Below are 12585 nucleotides of genomic sequence, written 5' to 3'. Positions count from 1 at the left end.
GGCGGGCTCCTGCCGTACTGTGGGGTGGTTGCCCATTATCCCCTCGACGGTAAGTGAGAATTTTCCGTGATGTCCGCCGCTTCCGGTTCGTCCGCGCGTCCACGCAAGACCAATGGTCCTGTGTCCGACGCGGGCTTCGTGCTGGATGTCCGCAGTCTCGGCCGTCGGCCGGGAACCATGCGGGAGCTGCGTCGCACGGTCACCGACCACGAGCGGCTGGGTCTGGACCTGATCGCCATCGCGGCCGATGCCGTGGTGGAACTCGATCTGCAACTGCAGGCGGTCTCGGAGGGTGTGCTGGTCACCGGCACCGTGTCCGGGCCGACGGCGGGGGAGTGCTCGCGCTGCCTCGAACCGTTCGACGACCGGGTGGAGATTCGTCTCACGGAGTTGTTCGCGTATCCGGACAGCACCACCGAGCAGACGACCGAAGACGCCGAGGTCTACCGCATGGAAGACGACCTCGTCGACCTCGAGCCGGTGATCCTCGACGCCATCGGGCTGGAGCTTCCACTGCAGCCGCTGTGCTCGCCGGACTGCGCGGGCCTGTGCCCCGAGTGCGGTGTTCGGATGGCGATTGCGGGTCCTGATCATGGGCATGAGATACTGGACCCTCGCTGGGCGAAGTTGGCGAATTTCGCCACTGACGAGCCCGGTACCGGCGACCCCGCCTGAGGGTTCCACCACCAAGACCAAACCGCTGCCGCGGCATCCGATGCCGGTGTAGTCAGCGAAAACCAAGAGGAGAAGTAGCCGTGGCTGTTCCCAAGCGTCGGATGTCGCGTTCCAACACCCGGTCGCGGCGCAGCCAGTGGAAGGCCACCGCGCCGACCCTGGTCACCTGCCCGAACCGCGCGTGTGGTGAGAAGACCCTCCCGCACATCGCGTGCCCGTCCTGCGGCACCTACAAGGGCCGCCAGGTCACTTCTGCAGTCTGATCGTTGTAGATCATTCCTAACAACGTGGCAGCCAGTAAAGACAGTGTGGGCGCGGCGGATCACGCCAGCCTGCTCACCGCCCTCGGTGTCGACGTACGACCGGAGCTTCTGCGCCTAGCGCTGACGCACCGGTCGTACGCGTACGAGAACGGTGGTTTGCCGACCAACGAGCGCCTGGAATTTCTCGGCGACTCGGTGCTCGGTCTCAGCATCACCGAGCGCCTGTACACCGAGCATCCGGAGAAATCCGAGGGTGAACTCGCGAAACTGCGCGCCAGCGTGGTGAACATGTACGCGCTCGCCGAGGTGGCGCGTGCCCTCGGCGACGGCGGACTCGGCCAGTACCTGCTGCTCGGTAAGGGTGAGGAGCTCACCGGCGGTCGCGACAAGCCGAGCATCCTGGCCGACGGCATGGAGTCGCTGCTCGGTGCGGTGCACCTCGAGCACGGCATCGACACCGCACGCGGTGTGGTGCTTCGGCTGTTCGCCGACCTGCTCGAACGCGGCCCGCGGATGGGCGCGGGCCTGGACTGGAAGACCAGTCTGCAGGAGCTCACCGCCGAACGCGGTCTCGGCGTGCCCGCCTACGAGATCACCTCCACCGGACCGGACCACAACAAGGAGTTCACCGCCACCACGGTGATCGCCGGTGAGTCCTACGGTTCCGGCGTCGGCCGGTCCAAGAAGGAAGCCGAGCAGAAGGCTGCCGGCGCCGCCTACAAGGCGCTGACCGCCGAATCCGCAGACGAGGCGTGATCACGCCGAGCCGCAGGCGGCAGCGCAGCGTCACCACCCCGGCCCCCGCGGTCCCGCCCGCCATGGTGTTCTGACCGTGCCCGAACTGCCCGAAGTCGAGGTTGTTCGTCGTGGTCTCGCCGAGCACGCCGTCGGCCGGATGATCGATACCGTCACCGTTACCCACCCCCGGGCCGTGCGCAGGCACGTGGCGGGTGGTGCCGATCTGGCCGCCAGACTCACCGGTTTGCGGATCGACTCCGCGCAGCGCCGCGGGAAATATCTCTGGCTCACCTTCGACGAGCCCGACACCGCACTCGTCGTGCATCTGGGCATGAGCGGACAGATGCTCGTGCAGTCCGCGGGCGCACCCCTCGAGAAACACGCGCACATCCGAGCCGCACTCGGCGACGGCGCCGAATTGCGATTCGTCGATCAGCGCACCTTCGGCGGCTGGGCCATGGCCGACCTCGTCGAGGTGGACGGGACCGTGGTGCCCGATTCCGTGGCCCACATCGCGCGTGATCCACTCGACCCGTTGTTCGACCGCGAAGCCGTGGTCGCGGCCATCCGGGCCAAGAACACCGAGATCAAGCGAGTGCTGCTCGACCAGACGGTGATCTCGGGCATCGGCAATATCTACGCCGACGAAGCACTGTGGCGGGCCGGTCTGCACGGCACCCGCGTCGCCGCCGAACTCACCCGTCCGGTCGTGCGCACCCTGCTCGACGGGGTGAGCGCGGTCATGACCGAAGCGCTGGCCGTCGGTGGCACCTCCTTCGACGCCCTGTACGTGAATGTGAACGGCGAATCCGGCTATTTCTCCCGGTCACTGGCCGCATACGGACGCGAGGACCAGCCGTGTGATCGGTGCGCGACGCTGCTGGTCCGTGAACAATTCATGAATCGGTCGTCGTTTTCCTGTCCGAAGTGTCAACGGAAGCCGCGCCGCCGCTGATCCGGGCACGCTAACGTTTCCCCTGACAGGTCGTGACAGACCGGGTCCGTGCAGGGAGGACGTTATGCGCAAGCTGACCTATTTCGTGGCCTCGACCATCGACGGTTTCATCGCCGCCGAGGACGGAACGCTGGATTTCTTCCCCGTGGGCGGTGACCACGGGCCCGCGATCATCTCGCAGTACCCGGAAACGCTGCCCACCAAGGTGCGTGAGGCGCGCGGGATCGCGGCGGGCAACATCTACTTCGATACCGTGATCATGGGTCGCAAGACCCACGACTTCGGGGTACGCACCGGTACCGCGAGCCCGTATGAGCACCTACGCCAGTACGTGGTGTCGACGACGCTGCCCGAAGCGCCCGCGCCCGGCGTGGAACTGATCACCGAGGATCCGATCGCCGCGGTGCGCGAACTCAAACGCGAGGACGGACTGGGGATCTGGCTCTGTGGCGGTGGTGAACTGGCGCAGGCGCTGCTGCCCGAGATAGACCAGGTGTTCCTGAAGTTGCACCCGGTGGTGCTCGGCACCGGCAGGCCGCTGTTCGGCGGCGGAACGAAACTGCCCGCGCCGGAACGGTTCCGGGTGATCACCAGCCGGGTGTACGCCGACGGCGTCGCGTTCCTCAAGTACGGCCGGATCAAGTAGCCGCGATGGCATCGGCGGCGGGTCCGGGTCCGGTGGCGGCGCTGCGCGAGGTCGGGTTCTGGCTCGAACGCGGTCGTGCCGAAACGCACCGGGTGAAGGCGTACCGCCGGGCCGCCGATGTCGTCGCCGGGCTCGCCGACGACGAGTTCGCGACCCGCGCACGCGAACACAGCTGGCGTGAGCTCGCCGGGATCGGGCCCAAAACGGCAGCCGTCATCGAACAGGCCTGTGCCGGCGCGGTTCCGGACTACCTCGCCGAACTCCGCGCCGAGGCGAAGCCGATCGCGCCCGCGGGCGCGGAACTGCGCGCGGCGCTGCGCGGTGATCTGCACACCCACTCGGACTGGTCCGACGGGGGGAGCCCGATCGCCGAGATGATGGGCGTCGCGGCCGCGCTCGGCCACGAATACTGTGCGCTGACAGACCATTCGCCGCGGCTCAAGGTGGCCAACGGTCTGTCCGCGGACCGATTGCTGCGCCAACTCGACGTGATCGCCGAACTCAACGAGCAGATGGCGCCGTTTCGCATCCTCACCGGGATCGAGGTCGACATCCTCGACGACGGCGCCCTCGACCAGCGTGCCGATCTGCTCGAACGGCTCGATGTCGTTGTCGCCAGCGTGCATTGGCACCTGCGCGACGACAGCGACACCATGACCGAGCGGATGGTCTACGCCGTGGCGAACCCGCATGTCGACATCCTCGGGCACTGCACCGGCCGGCTCGTCGAAGGGTCTCGCGGCACCCGTCCCGAGTCGACGTTCGACGCCGAAATCGTCTTCGAGGCCTGCCGCCGCTTCGGCACCGCCGTGGAGATCAACAGCCGCCCCGAACGCCGCGACCCGCCCGGGCGATTGATCGAGCTGGCTGTCGAGATGGACTGCTTGTTCTCCATCGACACCGACGCGCACGCACCGGGCCAGTTGGCGTGGCAGGGCTACGGATGCGAGCGGGCATTGGCTCACGGCGTGACAGCCGAGCGGGTGATCGACACCTGGCCGGTCGAACAGCTGCTCGCCTGGTGCGCGGCATCGACTGGGTGAAGTCTTGCCCAACAACTGATTTCGACTCCGCATCGGCCGAATCGCACCTGGTACACATCAACTCGCTGATCGAAGTGATTTAGTGGGGGGTTCGATGGAAATTCCGGTGGAGCTGATCGTGTCGGTGACAGGTCTCGCTGTCGCGTCGGCCGCGTTCGTTCGCGAGTTCATCCTGGTCGGGCGGCGTCGGCTGGGGTATCGCTTTCAGATGGATACGCCGGTGACCGGCGAGACCGATACCGCGTCGCTGGTCGGCGCCTTGGCGAACCTGAGCACTCCGGAGGTCGGCGGGGCGCCGTTGGAGCTGTCCAAGTTGTCGGTGGTGCTGGTTCGTGTCGAGAACGGCGGAACTCTCGCCGTCGACCCCGACGACTACACGATGAGTGGCACCGATCCCCGTGTGGGACTGCACATCAACTTCCCCGGTCGTGAGGTCATCGGCCTCGCGGTGACCGAGCTGGACGGACCGCTCCCCGACAATCTCGGCCCCGGTTCCGGCATCGGCAAGCGGTCTCGCGGCGAGGGCGAGAGCTTCGTCGGCATCATCGATCTGCCCAAGGTGCAGCTCGAACGGCGCCAGCACTACAAGATCCTGGCGGTGCTCAAGCGAGTGCACGGCGACGGCGAGCCCGCGGAGCCGGTGCTGACCGGGCGGGTCAAGCGGGGCAGGGTTGTCGAGACCAGGAGCCAGCCCGGCCCGTCGAAGAAGCTGATGGCGCTGTCCGGTTTTCTGGTCGCGCTGATCGCGGTGCAAGCGGTGCTCGCACTGCGCACGGACCCGCCGCCGCGCGACTGCGCCGGGGGTGAGCTCACGCTCGTCGGTTCCACCGCGATGGCGCCGATGATTCGCAAGGCCGCGCAGAACTACGCGAAGACCTGTACCGAAGCGAAATTCACCTTCGATTTCGCCGGAACCTCCGACGGGCTCGTCAAACTGGTCCAGGCGGGCCCGACGCAGGGGATGCTCGCGATCAGCGACGGTCCCAAGGGCAGTGGCTTCGACAAGCTGGTCGAGTATCCGTTGGCTCTCAGTTCGTTCTCGATCGTGACCCACCCGGGTGTCGGCCTGCCGAATCTGACGACATCGCAGGTGCGTGATCTGTACCGGGGAAACATCAAGAACTGGAACCAGATCGGTGGGCCCGATCAGCCGGTGGTGCTGATCGACCGGGAGGCGGGTTCCGGCACCCGAACGGCGCTGGAGAATCGTTTGCTGGAAGGTAACCGAAAGGTTTTCCCGTACATCCCGTGCGCCGGAAGGCCGTCGGGGGGCGAACAATGCGAGGTCAAGACCACCGGCGGGGTGGCCTCGTTCGTCGCCGAGACCCCGGGTGCGGTGGGCTACATGGATACTTCCTCGGTGAGTGGCGCGGTGACGGTCGTCTCGTTGGACGGGGTCGGCGCGTCGGAGGACACCATGAAGGCGCGAACCTACCCGCTCACGGTGGTGGAGTACGCGGATACGCACGGGCAGGTCGCCGGTGATTCGCTCTCGGCGCAATTCATCGACTATCTGATGCACGGTCAGGGTCGGGCGATTATCCGGGAGTTCGGCAATATTCCGTGCCTCGACGCCGTCGGGCAGGCAATCTGTACGCCGTAGGCCACCATTGACCGCGTAATGTCCTGCCGTGGTGGGGAATAGAAATACAACATTTCCTCTCGCACGCTGGTTTACTCTGCGGTAGCGGGGTACGTTCCTTGACGGCCCCTCTGTTCAGGCGGGCACCGGAAACGGTGCGCATCGCGTCTGGCCAGGCCAACCATGCCCCATGGACGGCGGTGAAGCTCTCGTCTCCACCTCCGCCGAGGCGGCCATCTCTTGTTCGCGCAAGTGTTGCGAGGTTGCGTCCCTGGAAGGAAGGTCATGAGTACAGACACGTCGGCAATGTCGCCGATCGGTTTGTCCGCGTCCGATCTCTATTCGATCGATCACCACGGTGGTCCGCTGCGGATCGCCATGGTTGTCCCACCGTATTTCGATGTTCCACCCAAGGCGTACGGCGGCGTCGAGGCCGTGGTCGCCGATCTGGTCGACTCGCTGTGTGAGCGCGGCCATCACGTCACCCTGTTCGGTGCCGGCATCGACGGCACCCAGGCGAATTTCGTTCCGCTGTGGGACCGGATCCAGCCCGAACGGCTGGGCGACCCGTTCCCCGAGATCGTGCACGCGCTGCGGGTGCGCCGCGCCATCGAGCGGCTGGCCGATACCGAAGGCATCGACCTGGTCCACGACCACACGTTCGCGGGTCCGCTCAACGCGCCCGCCTACGCCAATCTCGGGTTGCCGACGGTGGTGACCGTGCACGGCCCGGTGCAGGACGACTGTTACCGCTATTACAAGGAACTGGGCCAGGAGTGCTCGCTCGTCGCGATCAGCGACCGGCAGCGCGCGCTGGCGCCCGATCTGCCGTGGGCGGGCCGGGTACACAACGCGCTGCGGCCCGACCAGTGGCCGTTCGAGACCGAGAAGCAGGACTACGCGCTGTTCCTCGGCCGGTTCAGCGACGACAAGGGTCCGCATCTGGCGCTCGAGGCCGCCCACGCTGTCGGCATGCCGCTGATCCTGGCGGGCAAGTGCAGTGAGCCGCTGGAAAAGGCCTACTTCGAGGAGTTCGTGCGGCCGCGAATGACCGACCAGGATCAGATGTTCGGTCTCGCCGACGCGGCCGCCAAGCGTAAACTCCTCTCCGGAGCAAAGTGTCTGCTGTTCCCCATTCGATGGGAGGAGCCGTTCGGCATGGTGATGATCGAGGCGATGATCTGCGGTACGCCGGTGGTCGCGTTGCGCGGCGGTGCGGTGAGCGAAGTGGTGGTGGACGGGGTCACCGGGCGGATCTGTGACGATCCGGCCGAACTGCCCGCCGCCATTGCCGAAGTCCAGACCTACGATCCGGCCCTGTGCCGCAAACACGTGGTCGACAACTTCGGCGCCGACACCCTCGGTGCCGGGTACGAGAAGGTGTACCGAGAACTACTCGCCCGCACCACGATCGGGTACGACGCCCCATACGCGATGCCGATGTCCGCCGGGGTAGCGGTCACCGGGCGCGCATGAGCACCGACAGCGCCTCGGCGCCGAGCCCTCTCAACGCGGGGGAACCCGCGGGGCTCGGTGGCGTCGGCGGCACCATCACCCTTGTCGAAGGCGGCACGTTCTGCCTGTCCGACCGGCTCGGCGATATCGAGCCGGGCAAGCCGCAGGGCCTGTTCTTCCGTGACGCCAGGGTGATCTCGCGCTGGGAGCTGATGATCGACGGCAAACGGCCCGAGGCGCTGTCGGTGTTGAGCCCGGAGGCCTTCGCGGCCCGGTTCGTGCTGCGCAGGCCGCCCCAACAGGGCCGGGCCGACAGCACCCTGCTCGTGGTGCGCGATCGGCTCGTCGCCGAGGGCATGCACGAGCTGATCACGCTGGAGAACATGAGCCGCGAGGCGACGGCGGTGGTGCTCGAACTGCACGTGGACGCCGACTTCGTCGACCTGTTCGCGGTGAAGGAAGGCCGTACCCACGGGCGCCGGGCGGAGATGACGATCACCGACGGCGAACTACTGTTGCACGATCGCGCCGATCTGTCGCGTGGGCTCGCGCTCACCTCGACCGTCGAGCCGATGGTGTTGCCCGGCACCATGATCTGGCGGGTCGTGGTCCCGGCGGGCGCGCGCTGGCAGACCGAGATCACCGCCCAGCCCGCAGGCGCCGCGCAACGCCCGCAGACCGCGGGCACGCCGGGCGAGCGTTACCGGGCCAGCGATCCGGTGCGCAAGATCGCGGCCTGGCGGGCCACCGCCACCGATATCTCCGCTGATTCGGGGCTGCTCAACCAGATCCTGCGCCGCACCGAAAGCGACCTGGGCGCCTTGCAGATCCACACCGATTCGGGCACCAACCGGCCCTTCGTGGCGGCGGGCGCACCGTGGTTCATGACGCTGTTCGGTCGGGACTCACTGCTCACGGCATGGATGTCGCTGCCGCTGGAAACCGATCTGGCACTGGGTACCCTGCAACAGCTGGCCGAACTGCAGGGGCAGACCATCGACCCCCTCGTCGAGGAGGAACCGGGCCGGATCATGCACGAGATGCGGCGTGGTCCCTCGGTCGGGCAGGTGCTTGGCGGCAATATCTACTACGGAACCGTCGATGCCACACCACTTTTCGTGATGCTGCTCGCCGAATGTCTGCGGTGGGGCGCGGATCCGGCTTCGATCGCCACCCTGCTGCCCGCGGCCGACGCCGCGATCAGCTGGATCACCGATTTCGGTGACCGCGACGACGACGGTTTCGTCGAGTACGTGCGCGCCACCGATCGCGGCCTGATCAATCAGGGCTGGAAGGACAGCTTCGACGGAATCAACGACGCCGCAGGACATATCGCCGAGGCCCCGATCGCGTTGGCCGAGGTGCAGGGATATGTGTACGCGGCATTCCTGGCTCGTGCCGAGCTCGCCGACCAGTTCGACGACCCCGAGTTGGCCGTGCGGATGCGGGAGCGGGCCGACGAGTTGCGAACCAAGTTCGCCGAACAGTTCTGGCTACCCCATTACGGGTGGTACGCGGTGGCGTTGGACGGTCGTAAGCGCCAGGTCGACGCGTTGACCAGCAATGCGGCGCACTGTCTGTGGTCGGGCATCGCGACCGACGAACACGCCGAGATCCTGATCCGCAATCTGTCCCGGGCGGAGATGGATTCGGGATTCGGCCTGCGGACCCTGGCTTCTGATATGGGCGCCTACAACCCGATGAGTTACCACAGCGGCTCGATCTGGCCGCATGACACGGCGATCGCCGTCGCCGGGTTGATGCGGTACCAGCATGTGCCGGGTGCGGTGGAACTGGCGATGCGGCTGTCGGGTGGTCTGCTCGATGCCGCCGCGGCGTTCGACGGACGGTTGCCCGAGCTGTTCTGCGGTTTCCCGCGGGCGAGATTCGCCGCGCCCGTGCCGTATCCGACGTCGTGTTCGCCGCAGGCCTGGGCGAGCGCGGCGCCGCTGCTGCTGGTCCGGTCGTTCCTCGGACTCGATCCCGATGTGCCGAGCAAGACATTGACGGTGCGGCCGCAGGTTCCCCCGGCCTGGGGGTGCGTGCGGCTGTCGGAGTTCCGGCTCGGTGACGCGGTGACGGTGGATCTCGAGGTGTGCGGCTCGGCGGTGACCGTGACGGGCTTGCCCGAGGGCTGGGCCCTGATCACCGACGAGGAGTAGACCGCGCGATCGGGGCCGCGACCAGCGATGGTCGCGGCCCCGATCGCTGTGCTTCAGCCCTCGAACGGGTAGCGGGTGTCGAGATCGAGGTTGAGTTCGACGACGTTCACCCGCGGCTCACCGAGGAATCCGAGCGTGCGCGCCTCGGTGTGGGCGGCGAGGAGTTCGCGCACCTGTGCGGCAGTGATGCCGCGCGCCCGCGCGACGCGCTCGACCTGGATGGCCGCGTACGCGGGGGAGATGTGCGGGTCGAGTCCGCTGCCGCTGGCGGTGACCGCGTCCGCGGGGACCGCGGCCTCGGCCGATGCGTCGCCGAGGATCGGGATGATCCGGCCGACGGAGTAGTCCTCGCCCTCCTTCGCGCACTCCACGGCGACGCCGCGGAACGTGGTCAGAAACGGCTGCGCGGGGCAGAGTTCGTTGACGCTGACCACCTGCACCGGCCGCGACACGTCACCGTCGCCATCGCGTGGCCCGATCACCGAGAGCACCGCGCCCACACCATCTTTCGTGCAGAACTGCCGGGCGCCGTCGACCCCCTCACGGTCGCCGACCTCCTTCGACCGTGCGCACACGGTGGTGAGCAGGCTGGTGCGGTCGGCGGTGTCGACGATGTCTTCCGGGCCGAGATTGCTCGCGGCGGTGGACAGTGGATCGTAGCCCTCGCCGGCGGCCGACGGACGACTCTGGAAGTACTGCGCCATGGCCTTGCCGTCGGCGTCGGCGAACGACTGCCCGATCAGGCTGGAGCCCACCAGTTTTCCATCCCGCACGATGAGCGAGCCGTCGGCCGCGGTGTCGAGTCCGGGCAGCTGCGCGACCGCAAAAACCGCCACGGGATAGATGATTCCGGTGATCGCGGTCAGCACGAGCAGGGCGCGCAGGGCGGCCAGGTGCTGGCGGATCCAGGTTGACATACGCATTTCAGGACATCCCGGGGAGGAGTTGGACGAACAGATCGATGACCTTGATGCCGATGAACGGCGCGATGATGCCGCCGAGGCCGTAGATCGTCAGGTTGCGGCTCAACAGCTTCGAAGCATTGCTCGGCCGGTAGTCGACACCGCGCAGCGCCAGCGGAATGAGCGCCACGATGATGATCGCGTTGAAGATGACCGCGGACAGGATCGCCGACTGCGGACTGCCCAGCCGCATGATGTTCAGCGCGCCGAGACCGGGGAACAGTCCCACGAACAACGCGGGAATGATCGCGAAGTACTTGGCGATGTCATTGGCGATCGAGAACGTGGTGAGCGCACCGCGGGTGATCAGCAACTGCTTGCCGATCTCCACGATCTCGATCAGCTTGGTCGGATCCGAATCCAGATCGACCATATTGCCGGCCTCTTTGGCAGCCGAGGTGCCGGTGTTCATCGCCACGCCCACATCGGCCTGAGCCAGGGCGGGAGCGTCGTTGGTGCCGTCACCGGTCATCGCGACCAGGCGGCCACCGTCCTGTTCGGACTTGATCAGCGCGAGCTTGTCCTCCGGCGTCGCCTCGGCGAGGAAGTCGTCCACGCCCGCTTCGTCGGCGATCGCCTTGGCCGTCAATGGGTTGTCGCCGGTGATCATGACCGTGCGGATGCCCATGCGGCGCATCTCGTCGAAACGTTCCCGCATGCCCTGCTTGACAACATCTTTGAGATGGATCACGCCGAGCAGGCGCGGTGTTCCGTCGCGGACTTCACCGACCATCAGCGGGGTGCCGCCGGAGGCGGAGATGCCGTCGACGATCGCCGAAGCCTCGGCCGGGACCGAACCGCCTCGGGCGCGAACCCATTCGATGACCGCACCGGCTGCCCCCTTGCGCAGCTGGTGCCCGTCGGACAGGTCGACACCCGACATGCGGGTCTGCGCGGTGAACTCGACCCAGGTGGCCCCGGGCAGTTCACCCGCGCTGCGTTCGCGCTTGTTGAACACCTCCTTGGCGAACACGACGATCGAGCGCCCCTCCGGCGTCTCGTCGGCGAGGCTGGACAGCTGTGCCGCGTCGGCCAGGTCGTCGTCGAGAACGCCGGGTACCGGGATGAACGCCGCTGCCTGACGGTTGCCGAGGGTGATCGTTCCCGTCTTGTCCAGCAGCAGTGTGTTCACATCGCCCGCGGCTTCCACCGCACGACCGGACATGGCGAGCACGTTGCGCTGCACGAGGCGGTCCATGCCCGCGATGCCGATGGCCGAGAGCAGCGCGCCGATGGTGGTGGGGATGAGGCAGACCAGCAGCGAGACCATCACGATGCCGGTGATGCCGTGCGCGTCCAGTGCCGAGGTGTCCGGCACGCCGGGGTTGTTCGACTTGGCGAAGACGGCCAGCGGCTGCAGGGTGGTCACCGCGAACACGAAGATGATCGTGAGCGCGGCCAGCAGGATGTTGAGCGCGATCTCGTTCGGGGTCTTCTGCCTGCTCGCACCCTCGACGAGGGCGATCATCTTGTCGATGAAGCTGGCGCCGGGTTCCTGGGTGATCCGCACGACGATCCGGTCCGAGAGCACCGTGGTGCCGCCGGTGACGGCCGAGCGGTCGCCGCCGGATTCCCGGATCACGGGCGCGGATTCACCGGTGATGGCCGATTCGTCCACCGAGGCGATGCCTTCGACGACGTCACCGTCGCCGGGGATGATCTGGCCCGCTTCGACGACGACGTAATCGCCGCGTCGCAGTTCGGGAGCAGCGACGCGTTCCTCGACGATGCGCCCACCCGGTGTCCAGTCGGCCAGGCGGCGGGCGATGGTGTCGGTCTTGGCTTTGCGCAGCGAGTCGGCCTGCGCCTTGCCGCGCCCCTCCGCGACGGCTTCGGCCAGATTCGCGAAAACGACGGTGAGCCAGAGCCAGACGACGATCGCCCAGGCGAAGAAGCTCGGGTCGGCGATGGCGAGGATGGTCGACCACACGGCGCCGATCTCGACGATCAGCATCACCGGGTTCTTCCACAGCGTGCGCGGATCGAGTTTGCGCACGGCGTCGGGAAGGGAGGTGAGCAGCAACTTCGGGTCGAGGACGCCGCGTTGTACGCCCTTGGTGCGGTGTTCGGGCCGCGGTGCGGATTCTAGTGTGGGAGTGGTCAT

The 12585-nt window shown here is 67.1% G+C and carries 11 protein-coding genes; 9 read left to right on the top strand and 2 right to left on the bottom strand.

Features of this window, described 5'->3' with window-relative positions:
* Positions 1-69: 69 nt before the first annotated feature.
* From NA12_RS11040 to NA12_RS11005, 9 genes are all read left to right on the top strand, one after another.
* A complete protein-coding gene (locus NA12_RS11040) occupies positions 70-675 on the top strand; it encodes a YceD family protein (protein WP_067449036.1) in 606 nt (201 codons plus the stop codon).
* Between the two features lie 80 nt (positions 676-755).
* Entirely contained in the window at positions 756-938 is a 183-nt protein-coding gene (gene rpmF, locus NA12_RS33075; protein WP_040708879.1) for a 50S ribosomal protein L32, read from the top strand.
* Positions 939-962: 24 nt separating this feature from the next.
* Entirely contained in the window at positions 963-1694 is a 732-nt protein-coding gene (gene rnc, locus NA12_RS11035) for a ribonuclease III (protein WP_067449034.1), read from the top strand.
* A gap of 76 nt (positions 1695-1770) precedes the next feature.
* The gene (gene mutM / locus NA12_RS11030; RefSeq protein WP_067449032.1) at positions 1771-2631 is read left to right on the top strand and encodes a bifunctional DNA-formamidopyrimidine glycosylase/DNA-(apurinic or apyrimidinic site) lyase; all 861 of its coding nucleotides are present in this window, start codon (positions 1771-1773) and stop codon (positions 2629-2631) included.
* A gap of 64 nt (positions 2632-2695) precedes the next feature.
* Positions 2696-3277 carry a dihydrofolate reductase family protein gene (locus NA12_RS11025; RefSeq protein ID WP_067449030.1) on the top strand — a complete coding sequence of 194 codons (582 nt, stop codon included), beginning with the start codon at positions 2696-2698 and terminating at the stop codon, positions 3275-3277.
* Positions 3278-3282: 5 nt separating this feature from the next.
* The gene (locus NA12_RS11020; protein ID WP_067449028.1) at positions 3283-4320 is read left to right on the top strand and encodes a PHP domain-containing protein; all 1038 of its coding nucleotides are present in this window, start codon (positions 3283-3285) and stop codon (positions 4318-4320) included.
* A 94-nt stretch (positions 4321-4414) separates the two neighbouring features.
* Positions 4415-5923 carry a PstS family phosphate ABC transporter substrate-binding protein gene (locus NA12_RS11015; RefSeq protein ID WP_067449026.1) on the top strand — a complete coding sequence of 503 codons (1509 nt, stop codon included), beginning with the start codon at positions 4415-4417 and terminating at the stop codon, positions 5921-5923.
* A 285-nt stretch (positions 5924-6208) separates the two neighbouring features.
* Complete coding sequence (locus tag NA12_RS11010) at positions 6209-7378, top strand: glycosyltransferase family 4 protein (RefSeq protein ID WP_067449024.1); 1170 nt, start codon at positions 6209-6211, stop codon at positions 7376-7378.
* Positions 7375-9519, top strand: a complete 2145-nt coding sequence (locus tag NA12_RS11005; protein ID WP_067449022.1) for an amylo-alpha-1,6-glucosidase — start codon at positions 7375-7377, stop codon at positions 9517-9519. Before NA12_RS11010 ends, NA12_RS11005 begins: the two co-directional genes overlap by 4 nt.
* Before the next feature lie 53 nt (positions 9520-9572).
* Here NA12_RS11005 and NA12_RS11000 read toward each other — a convergent pair whose 3' ends face one another.
* Complete coding sequence (locus tag NA12_RS11000; RefSeq protein ID WP_067449020.1) at positions 9573-10442, bottom strand: potassium-transporting ATPase subunit C; 870 nt, start codon at positions 10440-10442, stop codon at positions 9573-9575.
* Position 10443: 1 nt separating this feature from the next.
* Complete coding sequence (gene kdpB / locus NA12_RS10995) at positions 10444-12585, bottom strand: potassium-transporting ATPase subunit KdpB (protein ID WP_067449018.1); 2142 nt, start codon at positions 12583-12585, stop codon at positions 10444-10446.

Origin of the sequence: Nocardia alba NBRC 108234 (genome assembly GCF_001612665.1) — a bacterium.
GTDB lineage: Bacteria > Actinomycetota > Actinomycetes > Mycobacteriales > Mycobacteriaceae > Nocardia > Nocardia alba.
The sequence above is the reverse complement of the archived record's forward strand: the minus strand, read 5'-3'. Positions and strand labels throughout refer to the sequence as shown.

What these genes read in the sequence shown, in the direction of transcription:
- NA12_RS11015 (WP_067449026.1), top strand. Translation starts at nt 4,415, where the DNA reads ATGGAAATTCCGGTGGAGCTGATCGTGTCGGTGACAGGTCTCGCTGTC.
- NA12_RS11040 (WP_067449036.1), top strand. Translation starts at nt 70, where the DNA reads ATGTCCGCCGCTTCCGGTTCGTCCGCGCGTCCACGCAAGACCAATGGT.
- NA12_RS11010 (WP_067449024.1), top strand. Translation starts at nt 6,209, where the DNA reads ATGTCGCCGATCGGTTTGTCCGCGTCCGATCTCTATTCGATCGATCAC.
- NA12_RS11000 (WP_067449020.1), bottom strand. Translation starts at nt 10,442, where the DNA reads ATGCGTATGTCAACCTGGATCCGCCAGCACCTGGCCGCCCTGCGCGCC.
- NA12_RS11025 (WP_067449030.1), top strand. Translation starts at nt 2,696, where the DNA reads ATGCGCAAGCTGACCTATTTCGTGGCCTCGACCATCGACGGTTTCATC.
- NA12_RS11005 (WP_067449022.1), top strand. Translation starts at nt 7,375, where the DNA reads ATGAGCACCGACAGCGCCTCGGCGCCGAGCCCTCTCAACGCGGGGGAA.
- NA12_RS11020 (WP_067449028.1), top strand. Translation starts at nt 3,283, where the DNA reads ATGGCATCGGCGGCGGGTCCGGGTCCGGTGGCGGCGCTGCGCGAGGTC.
- kdpB (WP_067449018.1), bottom strand. Translation starts at nt 12,585, where the DNA reads ATGACCACTCCCACACTAGAATCCGCACCGCGGCCCGAACACCGCACC.